At 66.2% G+C, this 23801-nt stretch carries 18 protein-coding genes; 10 read left to right on the top strand and 8 right to left on the bottom strand.

Going from position 1 to position 23801, the window contains the following annotated elements:
• The first annotated feature begins 260 nt into the window (after window positions 1-260).
• The 9 genes from QRM60_RS03580 (at window position 261) to QRM60_RS03540 (ending at window position 12305) form a co-directional block, all read left to right on the top strand.
• Entirely contained in the window at window positions 261-1616 is a 1356-nt protein-coding gene (locus QRM60_RS03580; protein WP_186829611.1) for a helix-turn-helix transcriptional regulator, read from the top strand.
• A 406-nt stretch (window positions 1617-2022) separates the two neighbouring features.
• Window positions 2023-3897 carry an ATP-binding protein gene (locus QRM60_RS03575; RefSeq protein WP_285445621.1) on the top strand — a complete coding sequence of 625 codons (1875 nt, stop codon included), beginning with the start codon at window positions 2023-2025 and terminating at the stop codon, window positions 3895-3897.
• A gap of 22 nt (window positions 3898-3919) precedes the next feature.
• On the top strand, window positions 3920-6244 hold the full coding sequence (locus tag QRM60_RS03570; protein ID WP_285445620.1) for a bacterial transcriptional activator domain-containing protein: 2325 nt from the start codon (window positions 3920-3922) through the stop codon (window positions 6242-6244).
• Window positions 6245-6891: 647 nt separating this feature from the next.
• Window positions 6892-7734 (top strand): STAS domain-containing protein, encoded by an 843-nt coding sequence (locus QRM60_RS03565; protein WP_115555608.1) that lies wholly within the window; start codon window positions 6892-6894, stop codon window positions 7732-7734.
• Window position 7735: 1 nt separating this feature from the next.
• Window positions 7736-8098, top strand: a complete 363-nt coding sequence (locus QRM60_RS03560; RefSeq protein WP_011036369.1) for an STAS domain-containing protein — start codon at window positions 7736-7738, stop codon at window positions 8096-8098.
• Window positions 8095-8496, top strand: coding sequence for an anti-sigma regulatory factor (locus tag QRM60_RS03555; protein ID WP_011036370.1), 402 nt, complete (start codon window positions 8095-8097; stop codon window positions 8494-8496). The genes QRM60_RS03560 and QRM60_RS03555 overlap by 4 nt, the downstream gene beginning before the upstream one ends.
• Window positions 8487-9503, top strand: a complete 1017-nt coding sequence (locus tag QRM60_RS03550; RefSeq protein WP_115572685.1) for an ATP-binding protein — start codon at window positions 8487-8489, stop codon at window positions 9501-9503. Before QRM60_RS03555 ends, QRM60_RS03550 begins: the two co-directional genes overlap by 10 nt.
• On the top strand, window positions 9500-10378 hold the full coding sequence (locus QRM60_RS03545; protein ID WP_011036372.1) for an ATP-binding protein: 879 nt from the start codon (window positions 9500-9502) through the stop codon (window positions 10376-10378). The genes QRM60_RS03550 and QRM60_RS03545 overlap by 4 nt, the downstream gene beginning before the upstream one ends.
• On the top strand, window positions 10371-12305 hold the full coding sequence (locus tag QRM60_RS03540) for a response regulator (protein WP_192884136.1): 1935 nt from the start codon (window positions 10371-10373) through the stop codon (window positions 12303-12305). Before QRM60_RS03545 ends, QRM60_RS03540 begins: the two co-directional genes overlap by 8 nt.
• Window positions 12306-12393: 88 nt before the next feature.
• Here QRM60_RS03540 and QRM60_RS03535 read toward each other — a convergent pair whose 3' ends face one another.
• Both QRM60_RS03535 and QRM60_RS03530 read right to left on the bottom strand, forming a co-directional pair.
• A complete protein-coding gene (locus QRM60_RS03535; RefSeq protein WP_285445619.1) occupies window positions 12394-14034 on the bottom strand; it encodes a glycoside hydrolase family 43 protein in 1641 nt (546 codons plus the stop codon).
• A gap of 23 nt (window positions 14035-14057) precedes the next feature.
• Complete coding sequence (locus QRM60_RS03530) at window positions 14058-14240, bottom strand: hypothetical protein (RefSeq protein ID WP_146049893.1); 183 nt, start codon at window positions 14238-14240, stop codon at window positions 14058-14060.
• A 100-nt stretch (window positions 14241-14340) separates the two neighbouring features.
• Here QRM60_RS03530 and QRM60_RS03525 point away from each other — a divergent pair, with 100 nt between their 5' ends.
• The gene (locus QRM60_RS03525; RefSeq protein ID WP_285445618.1) at window positions 14341-16710 is read left to right on the top strand and encodes a TonB-dependent receptor; all 2370 of its coding nucleotides are present in this window, start codon (window positions 14341-14343) and stop codon (window positions 16708-16710) included.
• A 234-nt stretch (window positions 16711-16944) separates the two neighbouring features.
• Here the strand turns inward: QRM60_RS03525 and trxC are convergent, their stop codons facing one another.
• From trxC to QRM60_RS03495, 6 genes are all read right to left on the bottom strand, one after another.
• Window positions 16945-17391, bottom strand: coding sequence for a thioredoxin TrxC (gene trxC / locus QRM60_RS03520; protein WP_103702517.1), 447 nt, complete (start codon window positions 17389-17391; stop codon window positions 16945-16947).
• Between the two features lie 175 nt (window positions 17392-17566).
• Window positions 17567-17935 carry a DUF1428 domain-containing protein gene (locus tag QRM60_RS03515; protein ID WP_011036378.1) on the bottom strand — a complete coding sequence of 123 codons (369 nt, stop codon included), beginning with the start codon at window positions 17933-17935 and terminating at the stop codon, window positions 17567-17569.
• A gap of 180 nt (window positions 17936-18115) precedes the next feature.
• Entirely contained in the window at window positions 18116-19240 is a 1125-nt protein-coding gene (locus QRM60_RS03510) for a hybrid sensor histidine kinase/response regulator (protein WP_285445617.1), read from the bottom strand.
• The gene (locus QRM60_RS03505) at window positions 19237-19824 is read right to left on the bottom strand and encodes a chemotaxis protein CheB (RefSeq protein ID WP_115539862.1); all 588 of its coding nucleotides are present in this window, start codon (window positions 19822-19824) and stop codon (window positions 19237-19239) included. The genes QRM60_RS03510 and QRM60_RS03505 overlap by 4 nt, the downstream gene beginning before the upstream one ends.
• Window positions 19821-20669 carry a CheR family methyltransferase gene (locus QRM60_RS03500; protein ID WP_193589142.1) on the bottom strand — a complete coding sequence of 283 codons (849 nt, stop codon included), beginning with the start codon at window positions 20667-20669 and terminating at the stop codon, window positions 19821-19823. The genes QRM60_RS03505 and QRM60_RS03500 overlap by 4 nt, the downstream gene beginning before the upstream one ends.
• A complete protein-coding gene (locus QRM60_RS03495; RefSeq protein ID WP_115556050.1) occupies window positions 20642-23782 on the bottom strand; it encodes a response regulator in 3141 nt (1046 codons plus the stop codon). Before QRM60_RS03495 ends, QRM60_RS03500 begins: the two co-directional genes overlap by 28 nt.
• Between the last annotated feature and the right edge of the window lie 19 nt (window positions 23783-23801).

The raw sequence follows: 23801 nt of genomic DNA, 5'->3' as shown, positions 1-23801 counted from the left end.
CGTCCGGCCGCTGTCTCTACGCAAGTGCGGAATCCACTTCGCTGTTTGCAAGACAGAGTGAGAATTTTTGAATTTCTAGCTGCTTCGAAGTGAGAAATTCCATTGGATCCGCTGCATACAATCGTTTGCGCCCACCACAACGGCGCCTTTTGTTGTTTTTGCTCCCCCCCTTCAGAGAGCCCGGCATGATCCTTTCGACCTACTTCGCAGCGATCTCTGCGTTGTCTTACGCAGACCGTCTTCCGATCTATACGAGCAGGATGCTTGTTGGTGCTTGGCCACAGGGTCTGCAGCACCTCCAGCAACGTCGCGAGGGGCAGGCAGCTCCGGATGGCAGCGACGACGAAGTCGCATTGCTGGGCGCCAGCGCCGATGCCTTGTTGATTCTGGAGTATCAGGAAGAGGCAGAGGATGCCTATCGGCAGGCGTCCAAGGCGATGCGCGGGCACCAGCGGCAGCTGCGCCTGCTGTCGTGCCGCAACACCGCGTGGCTGATGTTGAGCCAGCGCCGGCTGAGTGCAGCGCTCAGTTGCTTTGCGCAACTGGCAATGGACCGCGATACACCGGCGGTGCTGTGCGGCGAGAGCCTGCTCGGCAAGGCGCTGACCCACTTCCACCTGGGCCAGAGCACCCTGGCACTGCAGACGCTGGAACGCGCGCAAGAGGTGGTTTCCGAGCTGGAGACCGGTGCGGCCGACTGGACGCGTGTGGTCGGCGCGCTGCGTCTGGACCTGATCGCTCAGCTGCGGATCCGGCGCGGCGAGCGCATGAGCGACCACGTGTTCTGGCAGGCCACGCTGCGCCAGGAAGATGCCGCGCATACCTTCGAGGCCAGCGAGCTGCGTGCCTGCATCGCCGATCTGTCCGAGAGCATGCCGGTGCTGGCGCAACGCATGCGCCACGTGCGCAATCTGCTGCGCATTGCCGGTGGAGACACCTTCGGCTTCGACGCGCAGATCGATGCCTTGCCCGCAGCGGCTACCGGTTGCCCGCCATGCGCGCGTCAGGATGCGCAGGTGGAGCTGGCGTTGGCCGCACTGGCGGTTGGCCGTGCGGACCTGGCCGAACGCGCGCTGGCCGGTGCCGGGCGCCATCACGCGCCGCGCTGGAACCTGGAGTTCGAGTATTGCCAGGCCAAGATCAGCCAGGCCGTGGGACGTGCCGAGCAGGCCTTGCTGCTCTACAACCGCTACGCCCTGGGTGCGGTGCAATGCCTGCGCAGCGAAGTTCAGGCGCCACGGCTGCTGGAAAGCGGCACACCGGCGCATGTCAGCGATGACATTTCCGCCCGCCTGCCGGCCAAGTACCGGCGTGCCTACGCGTACATGATCACCAACGCGCATCGATCGGACCTGTCGATCAACGAGGTGGCCGCGCAGATCGGGGTGACCGGGCGCGCGCTGCAACAGGCCTTCAAATCAGCGACCGGCTTGTCGCCGACCCAGGTGCTGCGCCGGTATCGCATGCAGGGCATCCGCGACGAACTGCTGGCCGATGGCGGTTGCGGCAGCGTGCTGCAGGCGGCGAGCCGCTGGGGTGTGGGCAGTCGCTCGGCGCTGGCCAAGGGCTATCGACAGCATTTCAATGAAGCGCCGATGGAAACCCTGCAACGTTAAGCAGTCCGCTGCCCTGCAGCAATGCAGGGCAGCGGTGGGCGGGTAGAGGGGTGGCACGCGGCGGCGGCGATGCGCCCCCTGGTCGCGCTGTGCCGGACGTTGGCTCAGCCGGCGTTTATGCGCAGCGCGCTTGCACGAAGCAGGCGGGACGTTTGCAGTTTTTGCCGGCAAATCTGGCCGTTTTGCAGCGCTTTGCAAGGTGGTGTTGCCGGGCCTGGAATGCCCGGCACCTATGTAACGATGGATGTAACGCTGGGATCTGTTGCCTGAGAAGGCCGGCCTGTGCCGCCGGCGCGGCGCGTACGTGCGCGGGCCGTGGCTTGCGGCTATCCTTTCCGGCTCGCATTGCCACCCAGGCAGGCGTGTCCGAGGATGGACGCGGCCGCCAAGGACACGACGACCGATCATGCAAGATCCCATCAATGAGGCGACGGACGCCTCGCAGATCCGCCGCGCAGGCGTCGATCTCAACGGGCTCATGTCCGTACTCAGCAAGCATCTGTATTCGACGCCGGTGGTCGCGTTGCGCGAACTGGTGCAGAACGCGCACGACTCGATCCTGCGCCGGCGCCTGGAGCAGCCGGAGTGGGATGGTGCATCGCTGATCGAAGTGCATGGCGATCCCGCCCAGGGCATCGTGCGCATCATCGATACCGGCGCCGGGCTGACCCAGCAGGAGATCCACGACTACCTGGCCACCGTGGGCGTGGGCTACACCGGCGGCCTGCGTCAGAGCGGGCATGAAGACAGCGGCCTGATCGGCATGTTCGGCCTGGGCTTCCTGTCGGCATTCGTCCTGGCACGGCGGGTCACCGTGCGCACCACCTCGTATCAGACGCCGACGCTGGGCCATTGCTATGTGTCCAGCAATGCCGAGCAATACACGGTGAGCCCGATTGCCGCACGTGCGCAGGTCGGCACCGAGGTGGTGCTGGAGCTGCATCCGGATTACCTGCCGTTGGCCCAGGAGGGCCGCCTGCGCGAGATCCTGTCGCAGTACTGCGCGCTGTTGCGCGAGCCGATCCAGATTGGCCGCGATGCACAGCCGATCAACCCGGAGCCGCCGCCGTGGCGCATGGTCGATGCGGTGCCGTTGCATCCGGTGCAGGCCTGGCGCCGCCAGCGCGAATTTGCCGCGCGCTTCGAGCGCAACTTCGAGCCGTTGTGCTGCATGCCGGTGCGCAGCGACGAAGGCAGCGACGCAGTCGGTCTGTTGTGGGTGCAGGATGGGGCGACCTACGGCACCAGCGATAACCGCAATCTGTCGGTTTTTTTGCGTGGCATGTTGCTCGATGACAACGCGCGCGAATTGCTGCCGCCATGGGCCGGTTTCATCGGTGGGGTGATCGAATCCAACCGCTTGACGCCCACTGCCAGCCGCGAAGATTTGCAGCGCGATGCGGTGTACAGCGCGGTGCAACACGCACTCTCCGAAGCCTTGGTGCAAGGTCTGGCCGAGGTCGCACGTCAGCAGCCGGAGGCATGGCGCCGCATCCTGCTCCGCCACAACGAAGCGCTGCTGGGCGCGGCGTTATGCGACGAGCGCCTGTTCGAATTGTTGATGGAACACGTGCGCGTGCCCACCTCGCAAGGCGATTTGCCGGCGCAGCAACTGCCGGCGCGTGGTGCGGTGCACGTGATCCTGGACAGCGATGCCGGCTTCGAGGAAATGCTGTTCCGCGCCATGGGCGTGCCGGTGGCCTATGGCAACCGCTATGCGGTGGTGCCGTTCCTGCGCCGCTGGGCGCAGGCCAAGGGCGTGCGCTTGGTCGAACTGGGCACCGAACAAGGCAACCGGCAGCTGTTCCATCTGGACAGCCTGCCTGCCGACGAACTGGCCTGGCTGGAGCAGCACCTGGGCGATGGCGAGGCGTTGGTGCCGGCCCGTTTCAGCCCGGAGGAATTGCCGTTGGTGGTGGTGCCAGACCGTGAGGCGGAGCTCAAGCGGCGCCTGGAACAGGACGAGAACGACAAGCGCGTCTCGACCGCGGCTTTGCGCCTGGCGCGGCAGTTCACCGCGCGCATCGAGTCGCAACAGACCCAGCGGCTGTATCTGAATCTGGACAACCCTGCCTTGCAATCCCTGCTGGCCGCGCATCGCGCGGGCAACCCACAGGCGGCCGTCGCCGCACGTTTGCTGCGTTCGCTCAAGGTGATTGTTGCCGCGCAGGGCCGCACCCAGCAGACGCCAGGCGCGGCCGAAGCGGAGGCGGGTGTGTCTGCGTTGAATCGGGCCTTCGGCGATTTTGCCGCGGCTGTCACCCACTTGCTGGCGCGCTGAGCGCCGGATCAAAGGACGAGTCATGGAAATCTGGAACTGGGTGGAAAAACTGCAGGACGATCTGGGCGAAGCCGGACAGCCGCAAAATGCGCAGCTGCTGACACGCCTGACCGATCACATCTGCGATCTGCAGATCGAGCGTGCCGAGGCGCTGTTGCCGGAGGCACGCGCGCTGGGCAAGACCCTGGCCAACCCGTGGCTGGAAGTGTTCGTCGGGCATTGGGAAATGCGCAACCGGGTGGGCAACCTGTGCGAGGGCGAGCGTGCGTTGGGCGATGCGGTGTCGCTGTTCGAACGCGCGCACCGCCCCGATGCAGTGGAATGCCCGCAATCGGTGTGTGTCACCCAGGACCTGGCGGCGTGTTACGCCAACATCGATGGCCCGGGCTGGGTGGAAGAGCGCATCGAGGTGTGCGAAGAAACGCTGGCGCGCATCGACCCGAGCTGGTCGTGCTACCAGTGCCTGAGCTGCGAAAAAGCCGACGCCTTGCTCGACGATGGCCGCGGCGATGCGGCGCTGGCGTATCTGGAGCAGCAGTCGGGAACCATCCTGGCGCACGGCGGCGAGATCTACGATGGCGTGCCGGACATGCGTATCTCGATCCTGCTGGCGCTGGGCCGCGCTGCCGAGGCGCTTGAGCTGGTCGAGCAGCGCGAACGCGAGGCCGCGCGCGAAGGCGCCGAGTGGGCCAACTGCAGCCAGCCGCGCCAGTTGCAGAAAACCCGCGCGCTGGCCTTGTTGGGACGCGACGAAGAAGCCATGCAGGCCCTGCTGCCGTGGCGCGATGTGGCGCCGCGCTATCGCCTGCACTGGTTGCGTGCGGTGGCGGTGCTGGTGTCGCGCGCGCCCGAGCGCAACAGCTGGGACCTGGGCAGCCGCGTGCAGACCATGCTGGACCACTACGCGCAGGTGGGTGCGCACCGCATCTTGATCGAAGCAGCGGAGCTTGCGATCGGGATGGCCTTGCAGCGCGGCGCGGTGTGGACCGCGCGCCGGCACCTGGCACTGGCCCGCGCGCACGTGCCCAAGTTGCGGCTGGACCGTGGCGCCACCGAGTTGCTGAACACCTTGGCCGCACGCATCGATGCGGCGCCGGTGAGCGCGCCGCCGCCGGCGCCCGCCGACCAGTTGCTGGCGTGGTTGTCCGCGCAAGACCAGGAATCCGCGCGCAATCCGGAACAGGAAGCGCAGTGGTTGCTGCAGGCAGTGGCCGAGCGGCCCGACGATGCCGAGCTGGTGGACACCGCCGCATCGGCCTTGAGCGCATGCGCGGCCGATGAAGACGCGATCGCCTTGCTGTGGCAGTTCGTGCAGCGGCACACCGATCGCGAAACCAGCCCAACGTTCCGGCTGATGAATCTCTTGCTGGGCCGTGGCGACGAGGCCGGCGTGCGCCGTCTGGCGCAGCTGTATCGTGCGCAGGTGCCGGTGGCGGCGTTGTGGTGCGAAGCGCAGCTGGCACAGCGGCTGGCCGACTGGCCCGCGCTGGAGCAGGCATGCACCGCATTGCTGGCACTCTCACCGAGCTCGCACGGTGCGCGCGGGCTGTTGGCGCGCATGTACCTCAACACCGGGCGTTTTGCCGAGGCGGCCGACGTTTATCGACAGCTGACTGAACTGCTGGAAGAACCGCGCTCGGCATATTGGGACCACATGACCGCCGCCAGTGCGGCGCAGGACTGGGACGCAGTGCGTGCCTCTGCGCAGGCGATCGGCATGGAGTTGAGCAGCACCAGCGGCGTGGTCGAAGAGACCTGGGGCTGGGTGATCATCCGCTGCATCGAAGATGGCGAAGTGGCCGAGTATTACGCACGCCGCACCGGGCCGGTGACCGCGCGCATCGTTGAAAATGCGCCGTCTCAGCGCCGCCAGCACGTGGGCGACTGGGTGGCGTTCGACGCGGAGCTGGTGTATCAGCCGCCGGAGGATGAAGCCGAACGCGAACGCTTCGTGCCGACCTATCCGCAGGTGCATGTGCTGCAGGCCGGCGGCTACGGAAACAGCTGGCTGGTGGATGGCGTGCATCCGGGCGAGCCGGCAATCGACGCCTTGCGCAAGGACATTGAAGCGCGTGGGTGGACGCTGTGGGTGCACAGCCGCGACGACTATCGCCTGATCGATCCGGACAATGCAGATGCCTTCGATGCGGAAGACCCGCAGTCCGGATTGCCGGGCGTGCTGTTCACCGTCGCCCTGCCGGAGGCAGTGCCACCGCTGGAACTGCACCGCGCGCTGGTGATGGCGACGGCCGGCTGGCCGCACCGCATGTGCTGGATGCGGCTTGCCGAAGCCTGCGACCAGGACACCACCCCGCATATGCAGGCGATCGAGCGCTACGGCCTGTAAGACCGCCAGTGGTTACGGCGCGCTGCGGTTCTCGTGGCGCGCCGTTTTTTTAGTAGGGGAGCGCAATGCGGGCGCTGATGTCTTTAGCCCGGTAAGCGCGATGACCCTGGAATTTTTTTGACGCTCAAGCTGGCGTCATTGAGTCTGCAGAAACAGCGGAATGTTCGCGTGGCTTGGGCGCGCACGCGAAATGGCGGCGTAACGCTTGCGTGTAATCTCGCAGCGACTGGTGCAACATTTATCGCGCCAATGCCACGCTCTTCTGCATCGACAGCGTTTGCGCTAACAGCAGGCACGCCGCAGTAGCCACCACACCCACGCAGCGGCAGCCTCCGAATCCCGAATCCCGAATCCCGAATCCCGAATCCCGAATCCCGAATCCCCATTCCCCATTCCCCATTCCCCATTCCCCATTCCCCATTCCCCATTCCCCATTCCCGCAGCCGTGGCCCGGCGCACGTTCAGCGCTCTGGAGCAATGTCAAACTGGCCTGGAGCGATCCAAATGACCGCTACAGGTTCGTGTCTGGTTGGCAAACCTGAATTGCTTTAATCTGCAGCGCTTCGGCGTGGGGGCGCCGCGCCAACTCGGGCGCAGTCCAGCTCGCATGCCACGTCATCGTTTACTACTACTCGACGGGTGATCTCATGGTGGCATTGCAGCAGCGCACGATCGATGCGATTCGTGGCCAGGAAGGCGGCTTGTTGTCGGCATGGCTGGGCTCCAGCCTGACCGCCGATGCGCGCATTTCGCACAAGGATGCACAAGCGCAGGGCGCCGAGTTTCTGCGTCTGTTGGCGGCTTCGTTGAAGGACGGCGGCAGCAGCCTGGACAGTGCCGAGTGGAGCGAAGTGCGCCGGTTCCTGGAGAACCTCTCGCGTGACCGCGCTACCCGTGGTTTCGATTCGCAGGAAACCGCCAACTTCATCTTCTCGCTCAAGCGCGCGCTGTTTGAACTGGTGCAGCGCGAATATGCCGATACGCCGGAAGAACTTGGCCACCAGCTGTGGGCGCTGTCCGAGTTGATGGACGCGCTGGGCCTGCACACCATCAAGGCGTTCCAGAAAACCCGCGAAGACATCATTGCGCGCCAGCAGGAAGAGATGCTGGAGCTGTCCACCCCGGTGGTGAAGCTGTGGGAAGGCGTGCTGGCGCTGCCGATGATCGGCACGCTGGATTCGCAGCGCACCCAGGTGGTGATGGAATCGCTGCTGCAGCGCATTGTCGATACCGGTTCGGAAATCGCCATCATCGACATCACCGGCGTGCCCACCGTGGACACCCTGGTTGCCCAGCACCTGCTCAAGACCGTTACCGCCATTCGCCTGATGGGCGCCGATGCGATCATCAGCGGCGTGCGCCCACAGATTGCGCAGACCATCGTGCATCTGGGTCTGGACCTGCAGGGCATCGTGACCAAGGCCAACCTGGCCGATGCGTTGGCGTTGGCGCTCAAGCGCACCGGCGTGACCGTGAGCAAGGCGGGCTGACATGGAGCGCATTCCGATCCTGCGGATGGGTGATTTGTTGCTGGTCACCATCCAGGTGGACATGCACGACCAACTGGCGCTGACCCTGCAGGAAGACCTGTCGGAAAAGATCAGCGCCACCTCCGCGCGCGGCGTGTTGATCGACATCTCCGCGCTGGACATCGTCGACTCCTTCATCGGCCGCATGATCAGCACCATCTCCGGGCTGGCGGCGATCATGGATGCCAAGACCGTGGTGGTGGGCATGCAGCCGGCGGTGGCGATCACGCTGGTTGAGCTGGGGCTGACCCTGCCCACCGTGCGCACCGCCTTGAATGTCGAACGCGGCATGCGGCTGCTGCAGCAACCCGTGCTCGATCCATGAGCACGCCGGCTGGCTCGCAACCGGTGCGTACCGAGCAGGACGTGGTGATGGCGCGGCAGACCGTGCGCAAGCTGGTGGTGCAATGCGGCCTGCGCCTGGTCGACCAGACCAAGCTGGTCACCGCGGCCAGCGAACTGGCGCGCAATACCGTGATCTACGGTGGCGGCGGCGACATGGACTGGGCGCTGGTGGAGAGCGGCATCCGCAAGGGCGTGCAGCTGACCTTCCGCGACGAAGGACCGGGCATCCCCAATCTGGACCTGGCGCTGACCGACGGCTGGACCTCCGGCAGCGGCCTGGGCCTGGGCCTGTCCGGCAGCCGTCGGCTAGTGGACGATTTCGTGCTGGACAGCGCGCCCGGCAAGGGCACGCGGATCACCATCACCAAATGGAAGTGACGTTTGCAGGTGCGCCGACCCGGTCGATTCGTCTAGATGACGCAAGCCAGGTCGGGCAGGCACGCCGCGAAGCGGTGGCCCTGGCGCAGGCCCTGGCGCTGGATGAGGCCAGCTGTGGGCGCGTGGCGCTGGTGGCCACCGAGTTGGCTACCAATGTGCTCAAGCATGGGCGTGGTGGCTGCGTGCAGCTGTCGCCGGTGGCCGGGCGCGCCGGCGTTGGCGTTGGCGTGGAGTTGTGCACGCTCGACAACGGTCCGGGATTTGCGCTTGTGCAGTGTCTGCGCGATGGCTATTCCACCTCCGGCACGCCGGGCACCGGGCTGGGTGCGATCCACCGCCAGGCGCAGCTGCTGGATGCCTATTCGGACGCGAAGGGCGCCATCGTGGTGGCGCGCGTGTTCGCACAGCAAGGCGCTGACCAGGACCTGGCGTACGGCGCGCTGCGTGTGCCGATCCACAACGAAACCGTGTGCGGCGATGCCTGGCATCTGGAGATCCGCGAGGCGCGTGCCACGGTAACGGTGATCGACGGGCTTGGCCACGGTGCCGGTGCAGCGGAGGCGGCAGACGCCGGCACCCACGCGGCCGCGGCGGCCACCGGCGAGCCCGGCGAGCGGGTCACGCGCCTGCATGCCGCCATGTCGGGCACACGTGGCGGCGCGGTGGCGGTGGCGCAGTTCGATAGCCGCAGCGGGCAGGTCCGCTTTGCCGGAGTGGGCAATATCGCGGCCGCGCTCTGCGACGGCGATGGCGTGCGCGGCATGCCGTCGCATCCGGGCATCGTGGGCGTGCAGTTCCGCAAGGCGCAGCCATTCGATTTTCCACAGGCCACCGGCAAGCTGCTGGTGATGCACAGCGACGGGCTGCAATCGCGCTGGAATCTGCGCGATCATCCGGGGCTGCTGTCGCGCCATCCGCGCATCATCGCTGCACTGCTGGTGCGCGATCACGACCGCGGCCGCGACGATTGCAGTGTGTTTGTCATGCGCTTGGGAGGCATGTCATGAGTCACGCAAATGAGGTTCCCGCCATCGACGCGATGGCCGAGCTGGAGAGCTTGCGCCAGCAGAATCAGGCGCTACGCGAGGAACTGGACGAAACCAACCAGGGCGTGCTGGCGTTGTATGCCGAGCTGGATCAGCAGGCTGAGCAATTGCGCGACGTGTCCGAGCTCAAGAGCCGGTTTCTGTCGTACATGAGCCACGAATTCCGCACGCCACTGGGCTCGATCCTGAGCATTACCCGGCTGCTGGAAGACGGCATGGACGGACCGCTCAACGCCGAGCAACTCAAGCAGGTGCGCTTTGTCAGCGCGTCCACGCGCGAGCTCAGCGAAATGGTGGACGACCTGCTGGACCTGGCCAAGATCGAAGCCGGGCGGGTCACCATCTCGCCGGGCTGGTTCGATCTGATGGATCTGTTCGCGGCCTTGCGCGGCATGTTCCGCCCGCTCACCGACGCCAACCGCACCACCTTGATCTTCGAAGATCCGCCGGTGTTGCCGATGCTCTACACCGACGACAAGAAGCTGGCGCAGATCCTGCGCAACTTCATTTCCAACGCGCTCAAGTTCACCCCGCAAGGCCATGTGCGCGTGTTCGCGCAACTGCAGGGCGACACCCACGTGCGCTTCAGCGTGCAGGACACCGGCATTGGTATCCCGGCCGAACTGCACGACGCGCTGTTCGAGGATTTCGTGCAGGTGGACTCGCCACTGCAGAAGCGCCTCACCGGCACGGGCCTGGGCCTGTCGATCTGCAAGCGCTTTGCCGAGCTGCTGGGCGGCACCGTGGGCATCAATAGCGTGGTCGGGCAGGGCTCGGAATTTTTCGTGGTATTGCCGGTGACGCTGGCGCCGCAGCAGGAGGATGGCCTTGCCTAGCACTCATCGGATTCTGGTGGTGGACGACAACGCGGTGACCCGCTATTCGGTGCGGCGCGTGCTCGAACACCACCAGTTCGTGGTCGAAGAAGCCGGCACCGGTGGCGAGGGGCTGGTGCGCCTGGCCGCCGAGGCATTTGCCGCCGTGGTGCTGGACGTCAACCTGCCGGACATGAGCGGCTTCGACATCGTGCGCACGCTGCGCGCCGAGCCGCGTACCGCGCTGCTGCCGGTGGTGCACGTGTCGGCGGCCTCGATTGCCACCGGTGACATGATCACCGGCCTGGACGCTGGCGCCGATGCCTACCTGATCCATCCGGTCGACCCCAACGTGCTGGTCGCCACCTTGCGCACGCTGCTGCGCGCGCGCAATGCCGAAGAAGCGCTGCGGCTCAGCGAGGCGCGCTTTCGCGAAATCTTCGAGCACATCGGCGCGCCGATCGCGGTGGTCGATGCGCAGCTGCACACGCAGGAGGCCAATGCGGCGTTTCAGCGGCTGATCGGCAGCGCCACCCCATGCGAGGCGATCAACGTGCCTGGGCTGGACCAGTGCGCCACCGTGCAGGCCTTGACCGCCGCACTGGGCCGGCGCGAGCGCTGGAGCGGGACCTTGTCGATCCTGCGCGATGGCGTGGTGCGCGAAACCGAATGGCGGGTGTCGCCGTACCGCGAGCCGGACCTGGGCCTGCTGTTTGTCGAAGACGTCACCGAGCAACGCCTGCGCGAGCGCGAGCAACGCCAGGAACTGGATACCGCCACCTCCGAGCTGGCGCATCAGATTGCCGAGCGCCAGCGCACCGAAATCCAGCTGTTGCAGGCGCAAAAGATGGAAGCGCTGGGCAAGCTCACCGGCGGCATCGCGCACGACTTCAATAACCTGCTCACCAGCATCATTTCCGGCCTGGACATGATCCAGCTGGCGGTGGAATCCAACCGTATCGAGCGCGTGCCACGGCTGGCGGAAATCGCCACCGGCTCGGCGCATCGCGCTGCTGCGCTGACCCAGCGCATGCTGGCGTTTGCACGCAAGCAGTCGCTGGATGCGCAGCCATTCGACGTCAATGCGCGGGTGCGCTCGCTGGAAGACATGCTGCGCCGTTCGATCGGCGAAAACATCGCGCTAGAACTGCAGCTGGCGGAGGCGCCACTGGTGGCAATCGCCGATGCCAATCAACTGGAAAACGTGGTGCTCAACCTGGTCATCAACGCACGCGATGCGCTGCAGGGCCACGGCACCATCCGCATCCAGAGCGCGCCGCACACTGCCTACAACGACCCGGAGCTGGAGGACGGCGACTATGTCGCGGTGAACGTGATCGACGACGGCAGCGGCATCGATCCGGCGATCCTGAGCCAGGTGTTCGAACCGTTCTTCACCACCAAACCGATCGGCGAGGGTACCGGGCTGGGCTTGTCGATGACCTACGGGTTTGCGCGTCAGTCCGGCGGCACCGCGCGTATCACCAGCACGCTGGGTAGTGGCACCACGGTGGCCTTGCTGTTGCCACGCGGGCTGACCGTGGGCGAGGCATTGCCACCGCCGCCGCCGAACGCGCCGCGCGGGCGCTCGCAGCGCATCTTGCTGGTGGACGACACCGATGTGGTGCGCATGATGGTGAGCGAAGTGCTCAGCGATGCCGGGTACCACGTGATCGAGGCCGAAAACGCCGATGGCGCGCTCGCGCAGCTACGCGCCGATGCACAGATCGATATGGTGGTGTCCGACGTCGGCCTGCCCGGCATGAACGGGCGCGACATGGCCGATGTGGCGCGTGATCTGCGCCCCGGGTTGCCGATCCTGTTCATCACGGGCTACGCCGAAAATGCGGCCACCCGGCAGGAATTCCTCGCCGAGGGCATGGCGCTGCTGCCCAAGCCCTTCAGCCTCAACGACCTGCTCAATACCGTCAGCCGCATGCTGGGCTGACGGCGTCGCAGCGCAGCGCTGCGTGTGTTGATGCATCGATGACGCGCCATACCCGCCGCCAAGAACGGCAGCGCGCCAGCACTACGGCTTACGGCCTGTAGGCGTACGGGCCGAAGGTGGCGCCAAGAAAGCCGCCGGCGGTTTCGGTGCTGAGCAGGCTGGCGTCACCGTGTTCGAGCAAGGTCTGCCATTGCCCGTCGCCTACCGCGAAATCCACGTGCACCGTCGCCGCATCCAGCGCAACGCGCAGCGTCACCGGTTGCGTGACCGCAGGCAGCGGTATGCGCGCCAGGACCACGCCGGTGGATGGCTCTTGCGTGCCGGCGCGGCGGTACAGCACCACCGCATTGCCGGCGGTCTCGCGCACCAGCATGGCGGCCAGGAAATGACTTTCTTTGGCGACCACCGCCAGCCCGGCTTGTTCGCCAACGGATAGGTCGCTGCCGTCCACGCTGGCCACCAGCGTGGCGTGATGGTGCTGCAGGCGGTGGCCGAGATAGGCGGGCTGGCCCGCGCCTTCGGTGCCCAGCGCGACGGTCGACGGGGTGATGCGCAGGCCGGTCGGGCCGGTGGCCAACCACGGCTGGCGTGGCGGGTGGATGGTCATCCACTGCATCGGCACGCGCGCGCCATCGAAGCGCTCGCTCCAGTGCATCGGCCCGCTGGTCGGCGTGGCCTGCGTGCCGGCCGGCAGCGGTGGGCGCGTGGCCACCGCCGGGATCGCCTTGCCATGCTGCAACACCAGCGGCCAGCCATCGCGCCATTGCACCGGCAGCAGGAAGGTTTCGCGGCCCAGGGTGTAGTGGTTACCGCGGTACGGGCGGGTGGCCAAAAACACCGCCCACCAGCTGCCATCGGCAAGTTCCACGAATTGCGCATGGCCCGCGGAGGTGATCGGGGCCGGGCGCGCCGGGTCGAGGTCGCGCTGGGTCAACACCGGATTGCCCGACCAGGGCTCGTAGGGGCCGGCGATCTGGCGGCTGCGGTAGATCATCTGCGCGTGCTGCTCGCCGGTGCCGCCTTCGGCCGCGGTGAGGTAGTAGTAGCCGTCACGCCGGAACAGATGCGGGCCTTCGATGTGCTCGGGATTGCTGGCCGGCTGGAAGCCGGAATCCACGATCACCTGGCGCGGGCCGATCAGCTTCATGCGTTGCAAATCCAGTTGCTGCAACCAGATGGCGCGGTGGCCGTCGTAGCGCAACTTGCCGGCCGGCACATCGTTGTTGACCAGCCAGGCGCTGCCGTCGTCGTCGAAGAACAGCGACGGGTCGATGCCCTTGGCGTCCAGCCAGATCGGATCCGACCACGGCCCGGCCGGGTCCTTGGCGGTGATCAGGAAATTGCCGCCGTCGCAGTAGAAACAGGTGTTGGCGATGTAGAACGTGCCGTCATGGTGGCTGATGCTGGCGGCGAACAGGCCGCGGGTGAGCGCGTCGTTGCCGTAGTTGATCTGGCCGGGGCGATCGATGGCGTTGCCGATCTGGGTCCAGTGCACCAGATCGCTGCTCTTGAACACCGGCAGGCCCGGGAAATACCCGAAGCTGGAAGTGACCAGATAAAAGTCGTTGCCGACGCGGATCGCCGACGGGTCCGGATAGAAGCCGGCCAGCACCGGGTTGCGGTACTGCGCGTCAGTGGGCACCGCGCCACCGTCATCGCCTTGGTAGTCCACCTGGGTGACCAGCGCCGTGCCGGCCATCGCCATCTGGCAGGCCATGACCAGCGCCATGCCACACATCCATCGCAGTCGTCTCACAGCATCTCCCCCTGGTAGCGCGGCGCCTTGGACGGTGTGCCGGCGCGCTGCCAAGCATGACAGCCCACACGCAGCGCCGGCATGACGGTTTGCCATGCCAGGCGTGCCGGCCGGAATGGCTGGAGGCGCGTACTGAGCGACGCATCGCGGCCGGCATCGCTGCCATAGAGCTGCAACATCGCTGACATATCGTGCGCGCGGCGCCACACGGCGCCTCCAACGGCTTGCGCACGCCGAACGGACGCAACCACGCGCCACCCACCCAAGGATCACCCTCGCATGTCGCTGTACTCGCCTGTTGCTTCTTCCCTGTCCTCCCTTGCCGCACGCAGCGTGACACGCTCCAGCGCCGGCCTGCAGCGCACGCCGCTGGCACGCGCCTGCGCCGCATTGCTGCTTGCATCGGCGGCCACCGGCGCGGCCGCGCAACAGGCGCCGGCGAACCAGGGCGAAGCCAGCCCGACCGCGCTGGACACGGTCACTGTCACTGCCGAACACCGTGAGCAGAATCTGCAGGAAGTGCCGGTGTCGGTGGGCGTGGTGCAGGGCGCGGCGATGCGCGAGTACACCGCCGGTGGCGACGACACGCTGTTGGCGCTGTCCGGCCGGGTGCCGGGCTTCTATGCGGAAACCACCACCGGGCGCATCTTCCCGCGCTTCTATATTCGCGGCCTGGGCAACATCGACTTCTATCTCGGCGCTTCGCAGCCGGTGTCGATCATCCAGGACGACGTGGTGCTGGAGCACGTGGTGCTCAAGTCCAACCCCGTCTATGACGTGGACCAGGTGGAAGTGCTGCGCGGCCCGCAGGGCACCTTGTTCGGCCGCAATACCACGGCCGGCATCGTCAAGTTCGACACCGTCAAACCCAGCGATACCTACACCGGGCGCGTCAACGCCAGCTATGGCAGCTACAACACTATCTCGCTGGATGGCGGCTTCGGCGGGCCGATCAACGATGTGCTGTCGTTCCGCGTGTCGGCGTTGTACCAGCACCGCGACGATTGGGTGGACAACACCTTCGCCGGCAGCAGCGCCGACGGCACGCGCACGCCGCGCAAGGATGCGATGGGCGGCTACAACGACCGCAACGCGCGCCTGCAGCTGCTGCTCAAGCCCAGCGAGGAATTCTCGGTGCTGGCGTCCGCACACACGCGCGATTACGACGGTACTTCCACGTTGTTCCTGCGCAATGCGGTGACCCGGGGCAGCGACAAGGTGGATGTGCCGCGCGACCGCGTGGCCTACGACGAAGCGCACGACAACCCGCAGGCGTACAAGACCGATGGCGGCTCGATCAAGGCGGTCTACGACTTCGGCGGCGTGTCGCTGACCTCCATCAGCGCTTACGAAACCACCTCCGGCTACAGCCGTGGCGACACTGACGGCGGCGCGGCGGCCAACTATCCGGTCAACGGCGTGCCGAACGGGTTTGGCCAGTCGATGGGGCAGATCCGCGACCTCGACCAGTACACCCAGGAATTGCGCCTGGCCAGCGTGGGCGATGACGCGTTGCAGTGGCAGGTGGGCGGGTTCTATTTCGATGGCCGCGACACCACCGATTTCTACCAGCGCGCCTATTTCCTGCAGACCGCCGCGCGTAACCCCAGCAACTGGGTGCGCCTGCGCAACACCAATACATCCTGGGCCGGCTTCGGCCAGCTCAGCTACAAGGCCACCGATGCGCTCACGCTGACCGCCGGCATCCGCCAAACCAAGGACACCAAGGAAACCCGCCTGCTCAAGACCGCCGACACCGCTGCCGGCGCGGTCACCTACCGCGGCCGTCGCGACGTGCGCCTGTCCGACACCCAGCCCAGCTGGGACCTGAGCGCGATGTACGAAATCAACCCGGACCTGAGCGTGTATGCACGCGTGGCCCGCGGCTTCCGCGGCCCCACAATCCAGGGCCGCAGCGCGGTGTTCAACTCGGACTTCACCACCGCCGATTCGGAGACCATCCTGTCCTGGGAAGCGGGCATCAAGAGCAGCCTGTTCGACAACCGCCTGCGCCTGAATGTCAGTGGCTTCACCTACACGGTGGACGACATCCAGCTCAACGGCAACGACGCCGACGGCAATGGCGTGCTGTTCAATGCCGACAAGGCCAAGGCCTACGGCCTGGAAGCGGACCTGGATTGGCGCCCGATCTCCAACCTGTCGCTGACCGCCGGCCTGAGCCTGCTGCACAGCGAAATCCAGGACAAGCGCGTGTATGCGCAGGCCTGTGCGCTCAACGGCGTGGTGGTGTGCACGGTCAACGACCCCACCATCCGCGTGGGTGCCAACACCTTCGCGCAGATCGATGGCAACCCGCTGCCCAACGCGCCCAAGTACAACCTCAACCTGGCCGCGCGCTACGACATTCCGATGGGCAACGATGGCGCGTTCTTCGTGTCCACCGATTGGAACAAGCAGGGCGAAACCAGCTTCGTGCTGTACGACTCTACCGAGTTCCGCGCCGACGGTAATTTCGAGGGCGGGCTCAAGCTGGGCTACACCGGTGGCTACGGCGCGTGGGAAGTGGCGGCATTTGCGCGCAACATCACCAACGAAAAGAACGTCAAGGGCGTGATCGAGAACTACATGGCCGCGGTCTACAACGAGCCGCGCATTGTGGGCGTGTCGGTCAACGTCAACTGGCAGTAAGCGAAAGCGTTAGCGCTGTAAGCAGAGCGGCGGCCACGAGCCGCCGCTCTGCGTTCAAACGGCTTGCAGCGTTCAAACGGTTTGCAGCGTGCAGGCGTCTCATCGTGCAACCTGCGCGTGGGTCAACCACTGCTGCCAGTTGGCCGGCCGCTGATCGACCTCATGGCCTGACGCGCGCATGTGCCGTATGCCGCATGCACACACTGCAGGCGGCACGCATCCGCATGCACAGACTCAGTGGCTGGAAAGCACCGAACGCGCCCAGGCGATGATCTGTGTGCTGCCCATGGCGCCGGACTGGCGGGCCAGCTCCTTGCCGTTGCGCAGGATCAGCAGGGTAGGGATGCTGCGGATTCCAAACCGCGTGCCCAGCACCGGATGCAGATCGGTGTCCACCTTGGCCAGGCGCAGCTGCGGCTCCAGGCTGGCGGCGGCCGCGGCAAACTGCGGCGCCATGCTCAGGCACGGCCCGCACCAGGGGGCCCAGAAATCCACCAGCAGCGGCAGTTCGCTACGTACCGCGTGGTTATCGAAATCTGCTGACGACAGCGCCACCGGCGTGCCCAGGAACAAGGCGGTATGGCAGCTGCCGCACTTGGGCGCATCGCGCAGCCGCGAGGGCGGCAGCCGGTTCATTGCGGCGCAGCTGGGGCAGGCCACCAGTAGCGGTGTATCGGTCATTAAGGCTCTCCAGTGGGTACGCGCATTTGCCCGGCACGGCGTGTGCTGCATCGGCTTGCAATGCAGTACACGCAGGCTGGTCAGTGTAATGCGCGCACCGCTGCAGCCTTGTGCAGGGCGGGTGGATGCACTGCCACTGGCGAATGCATCCACCCGTAGTTGCCGCGCAATGCGCTCAGCGGGCCGCCTTGCCCAGCGTGACGACCGGCACGAAGCCGCCGTAGATCATGCGCCTGCCGTCGAACGGCATCGGGTTGTTCTCCGGATCCATGCGCGGGTCGTCCATCATCTTCTGCATGCCGGCGTCGCGGGTGGCCTTGTCCGGCCATTCGATCCAGGAAAACACCACGGTTTCGTCCGCGCTGGCTTCCACGGCGCGGTAGAAGTCGGTCTGCTTCCCATGCGCCACATCGTCGCCCCAGCATTCCACCACCCGCAGCGCGCCATGCTCCAGGCAGATCGCATCGCCGGTACGGGCATGTTCGAGAAACTTCTCTTTGTTGGCAGTGGGCACGGCAAGCACAAACCCATCGATATACGACATGACAACCTCCGTTGGCAGGACGCACGGCGTGCGTCTTCAGATCACGACGAATGAAGCCTGCAAAAATCGACATCGGAAACTGCGAGCGGCATTGCGTTGCGCCGTGCGGATGAGGCTGCTTGCTGCTGTCCGTGCCGCGCCCAGTCATGGAGCAGTTGCCAACAGTGCCGCAGACCGGCGTCAGGCAGCCAGGTTGCGCCGGCGTAGTTTGGCCTCGAACACCACGTCGCCGTCTTCGTTACGTGCCTGCAAGGTGCCGCCGTGCGCCTTGACGAACTGATCAGCGATGAACAACCCCAACCCCAGCCCCTGGCTGGCGTGAAAGCTGGCTTTGAACGGTTCGAACAACCGCGGCATCAAGGTGTCGGGAATGTGGCCGGTGTTGCGCACCGACAGCCGCAGGGTGTCGTGTTCGCGGCCATCCAGATGCACCTGCACCGGGTGACGACCACCATGCAGCACCGCGTTGCCGACCAGGTTGGACACCACCTGCGCCAGGCGGTCGCCATCGCCGTCACCGTCCAGGTCGCCTTCGGTGCGCAACTCGATCGGCGTGTGCGGATTGGCCTGCGCCACTTCGCCCACCACGCTGTGCGCCACCTCGCCCAGGTTGCATGGGCCGAACTGCATCGACAGCCCGTCGGTACGCAGGCGTGAGAAATCCAGCAATTGTTCGACCATGCGCGCCATGCGCCGCGCGCTGTTTTCCAGGTGCTCCAGCGTGCGCGCGGCCGAGCCGTCTTCGGGCACGTCCAGGCCGAGCTTGTCTGCGCACAGCAGAATCACCGACAGCGGCGTGCGCAGGTCGTGGGTGAGCACGGCCATCATGGTTTCGTTGAGCGTGAGCGCGCGTTCGAGCGAGGCATTGCGCGCCTTGAGCAGGCGCCGCTGCTGGTACAGTTCGATGAACACGTTGACCTTGCTCAGGATCACGTGCGGCTCGATCGGCTTGTGCAGGAAATCCACCGCGCCGGTCTCATAGCCCTGAAACGCACGCATCGGGTCGTTCGGCGAGGCGGTCAAAAAGATGATCGGCACATGCCGGCTGCGCTGCGAACCGCGCATCAGCTCGGCCAGCGAAAAGCCGTCCATTTCCGGCATGTGCACATCCAGCAATGCCAGCGCCACATCGTGTTCGAGCAGCAGCTCCAGCGCCTGCGCACCGGAGGCCGCGCAGAGCACCTGGATGCTCTCTCGTTGCAGCAGCGCTTCCATGGCCACCAGGTTCTGCGGCACATCGTCGACGATCAGGATCTTGGCGGGTTCGTCGCTGCGGGCGGCGGCGCTGGTCGCGGTGAGGTTCATGCGTGAAAGGCTTCCAGTCGGCTGCAGATCGCCTGCAGGGTGAGCACCGCATCGGCGCCGGCATGGGCGAGGGCGGAGGCGGGCATCAGGGGAGAGGCGGCATCGTCGGGGCGCTGGATCCACGCGCTTCCGCCGGCGGTGCGCACCGCGGCCACGCCGGCACTGCCGTCGCTGCTGGCACCGGTGAGCAGGATCGCGAGCAGCCGCTGGCCGAACACATCGGCAGCCGATTCGAACAACGGGTCAATCGCCGGGCGCGAGAACAGCACCGGTGCATCCATCGACAACGCCAGGCTGTCGCGGCCTTCCACCAGCAGGTGATAGTCCGGCGGCGCGATGGTCACCGTGCCGGGCTGCAGCGGTTGTTTGTCGATGGCTTCGCGCACCGGCAGCGCGCAGCGCGCATCCAGCAGCTCGGCCACCTGGCTGGGGCGGTCGCGCGGCAAATGCAGCACCACCAGCACCGGCATCGGCAGCGTGGCCGGCAGGCCAGACAACAGCGTCTGCAAGGCCATCACGCCACCGGCCGAAGCGCCGATCACGATGGCATCGAATTCCAGATACTGCGACCTGGCCGGGCTCATGCGGCCTTCCGGTACAACCGCTGCTCGCGCGCGCAGGTTTCGAAGGCCTGCGCATGGGCGCCGAACTGCAGCGACTCCTTGCTACCCAGCCCGAGGAAGCCACGGTGCACCAGCGCATCGTGGAACAGGCCCACCGCGCGGTCCTGCAGGCTGCGGTTGAAATAGATCAGCACGTTGCGGCACGACACCAGATGCACTTCGGAGAACACCGTGTCGGTGGCCAGGCTGTGATCGGCGAACACGATATTGCGCTTGAGCCGGCGGTCGAACACCGCGCCGTCGTAGGCGGTGGTGTAGTAATCCGACAACGAACCGCGGCCGCCAGCGTCCAGATAGTTGCGGCTGAACTGGGCAATACGGTCGATGCCGTAGGCGCCGGCCTCGGCCATGTTCAGTGCTTCGGGATTGATGTCGGTGGCGTAGATCACCGCGCGCTCCAGCAGGCCTTCTTCGTGCAACAGGATCGCCAGCGACCAGACCTCTTCGCCGGTGCTGCAGCCGGCCACCCACAGCTTGATCGACGGATAGGTGCGTAACACCGGTACCGCGTGTTCGCGCAATACCCGAAAATACGCCGGGTCGCGAAACATTTCCGAGACCTGCACGGTAAAGAACTGCATTGCCTGGGCAAAGGTGTCCGGCTCGTGCAGCAAGCGGTGCTGCAGATCGGCCACGCGTGCGCAGTCGAAGCGGCCCATGGCGTGGCGCATGCGCCGGCGCAACGACGACACCGCGTAATCGCGGAAATCGTAGTGGTAGCGCTGGTAGACCGCTTCCAGCAGCACGCGCAGCTCCAGGTCGAACAGCTCCACCGCAGTCATTGCCGCGAGCACCACACCCGGCACAGCGACACCAGCTTGTCCACGTCGATGGGCTTGGCGATGTAGTCGTTGGCGCCGGCCTGCAGGCAGTGTTCGCGGTCGTCGGCCATCGCCTTGGCGGTCAGCGCGATGATCGGCAGGTCTTGCCACTGGCGGTTGGCGCGGATCTGGCGCATCGCGGTGATGCCATCCATCTCCGGCATCATGATGTCCATCAGCACCAGGTCCACCTCGTGCTTGGCCAGGTGCTCCAGCGCCTCGCGGCCGTTGCGGGCGATCTGCAGGGTGACGCCCAGCGGTTCGAGCACGCTGGACAGCGCGAAGATGTTGCGCACGTCGTCTTCGGCCAGCAGCACGGTGGCGCCATCGAGCACCGCATCGCGGCGGCGCGCTTCGCGCAGCAGGCGCTGCTGGTCGCTGGGCAGCGAGGCTTCCACGCTGTGCAGGAACAAGGTCACCTCATCGAGCAGGCGCTCGGGCGAACGCACGCCCTTGATGATGATGCTCTTGGAATAGCGGCGCAGGCGTTGTTCTTCGTCGCGGGTGAGCGCACGGCCGGTGTAGACGATCACCGGCGGGAAGGCCACCGCATCGTTGCCGGCCATGCGTTCGAGCAGGTCGTAGCCGCTGCCGTCGGGCAGGGCGAGGTCGGTGACCATGCAATCGAATGTGGCGCTGCCCAGTTGGTCCATCGCCTCGGCAATGGTGCCGACTGCGACGATCTCCAGCTGATCGCGGGCCAGCAGCAGTTCCAGGTTGGCGCGCAGCGCGCTGTCGTCTTCGACGATCAACAGGCGGCGCAGTGCGCGGGCGTTGGTTTCTTCCAGCTGGCGGATCGCCCCGGCGAGCAGTTCGCGCGTGGCCGGCTTGATCAGGTAGCCCACCGCACCCAACTCCAGCGCAATCTGGCTGCGCTCCAGCGCCGAGACCACGTGCACGGGGATGTGGCGGGTGGCCGGGTCGCGCTTGAGCCGCTCCAGCACGCTCAGGCCGGAGGCATCGGGCAGGCCGATGTCGAGCAGGATGCCGCTGGGGCGCAGTTCCGCGGCCAGCCGCAGCGCTTCTTCGGCATTGGGCGCCACCACGCAATCGAAATCGAGCTCGTGCGCCAGGTCGACCAGGGCCTGCGCAAAGCGGGTTTCATCTTCCACCGCCAGGATCAGGCGGCCGGGGCGGGTGCGCTGATCGCGGTCATCGTCGGCGCGCACGCTCGGTGCCGCGTTGCTGGCAGGCATCGCTACCGGCGCAGCACTGATCGCGGCGGACGTGCGCGCTGCAAAGAGCTGCGCGGTGTCGCTGCGCGGAGTGGGCGCGAGGTGCGTGGCCGGTGCAGCAGCCGGGGCAGCTGCCTCGGCCGGTGCGCCATCCACGGGCAGTTCCAGGGTGAAGCAGCTGCCACGTCCGGGCTCGCTGTCCACGCTGATGCTGCCGCCCATGCGCAACGCCAGGTCGCGCGAGATCGACAAACCCAGCCCGGTGCCGCCATAGCGCCGGCGGGTGCTGCCATCGGCCTGGCGGAACGCTTCGAAGATCACCTCGCTCTGCTCGCGCGCAATGCCGATGCCGGTATCGCACACTACAAAACGCACGCGCCCGTTGCCGTGCGATTGCACCGCCAGACTGACCTGGCCGTGCTCGGTGAACTTGATCGCATTGGCCAGCAGGTTCTTGAGGATCTGCTGCAGGCGCTGGTTGTCCACCACCAATTGCGTCGGCGCGGCGGCGTCGGCGCTGATCTCCAGCTGCAGGCCTTTCTGCCGCGCCAGTGGTTCGAAGGTGTCGCGCAGGCGCTGCACCACCGAGCTCATCGCCACGGTGTCGTCCGACAATTCCACATGCCCGGCTTCGATCTTGGACAGATCCAGGATGTCGTTGATCAGCGCAAGCAGGTCGTTGTTGGACGAATGAATCGCCTGCGCGTACTTCACCTGCTCGGCGGTGAGCGTGTGGTCCTTGTTGTCGGCCAGCAGCTTGGCCAGGATCAGCGAGCTGTTGAGCGGGGTGCGCAACTCGTGCGACATGTTGGCCAGGAATTCGGACTTGTAGCGCGACGCGGTGGACAGCTCGTTGCTGTTGCGCACCAGTTGCCCCTGCGCCACCAGCAAGGCCTGTTTTTGCGCCTCCAGCGCCTGAGTGCGTTCTTCCAGCTGCACGTTGGTCTGTTCCAGCTCGGCCTGCTGCTGTTCCAGATCGCTCTGCGACTGCTGCAGGCTGCGGCTCTGTTCTTCCAGTTCCTCATTGGCCACGCGCAGTTCTTCCTGCTGCGTCTGCAATTCTTCGCTCTGCCGCTGGGTTTCTTCCAGCAGGCTCACCAATTGGGCGCGCAGCAGCGCGGTGCGCAAGGCAACGCCGATGTTCTCGCCGCAGCGGCTGAGCAGCTCTTCTTCGCGCGTGGCGGCCGTGCCCGGCGCACCGGTGCGGCCCAGCTCGACGATGCCGATGATGCGGCCGTCGGCAGTGACCGGCGCCAGCAGCAATTCCTGGCAATCGCTCTTGCCCAGGCTCGAGGCAATCTGCAGGTGCCCGGCATCCACGCCACGCACGCGGCGCACGCTGCCGCGCTGCAGGGTTTCGCCCAGCTGGCCGAGGTTGGTGGGCAGGGTGCTCGGCACGTCCTCGGCCAGCGCGGCGCCGCCGGTCAGGCGCAGGCGCTCGCCTTCCAGCCGGTACAGCGCGCCGACCTGCGCCTGCAGCGTGTCGCACAGGGCGCGCACGGCAGCATCGGCCAGCGCTTCCGGGCTCTGGTCGCCGCGCAGGCTCGCTTCCACGGTGTTTTCAGCTTGCTGCAGCCACAGCGCGGTTTCGGCCTGGCGGCGCGCGCGGATCGCCTGCATCACCACCAGCGCCATGGCCAGGAACGAGATGCCGCCGATGCTGCGGTTGACCGAGGAGAAACTCGAGTTGGTGCTGGACGGGGCCAGGTGGAAACCGATTGCCAGCAACACGCACGACAGCACGCCCACCACCAGCGGCACGCGCACATGGTTCTGGAACACGGTGACGCCGACGGCGACAAAATAGGTGAGCCACACCGCATACCCCAGCGGCGTGACCAGCTCCACCCCCAACGTGCCGGCCATCAACCCTGCTGCGATCACCCAGATCCAGCGGTCGCGCGAGGTCGTGATGTTCTGCATGAAGGTGTGGACCAAACTG

It is taken from the genome of Xanthomonas sp. fls2-241-TYG-148 (genome assembly GCF_030208815.1).
In the GTDB taxonomy this organism is placed as follows: Bacteria; Pseudomonadota; Gammaproteobacteria; order Xanthomonadales; family Xanthomonadaceae; genus Xanthomonas; species Xanthomonas campestris.
Note: the sequence above shows the minus strand (reverse complement) of the source record. Positions and strands in the feature narration are given on the sequence as shown.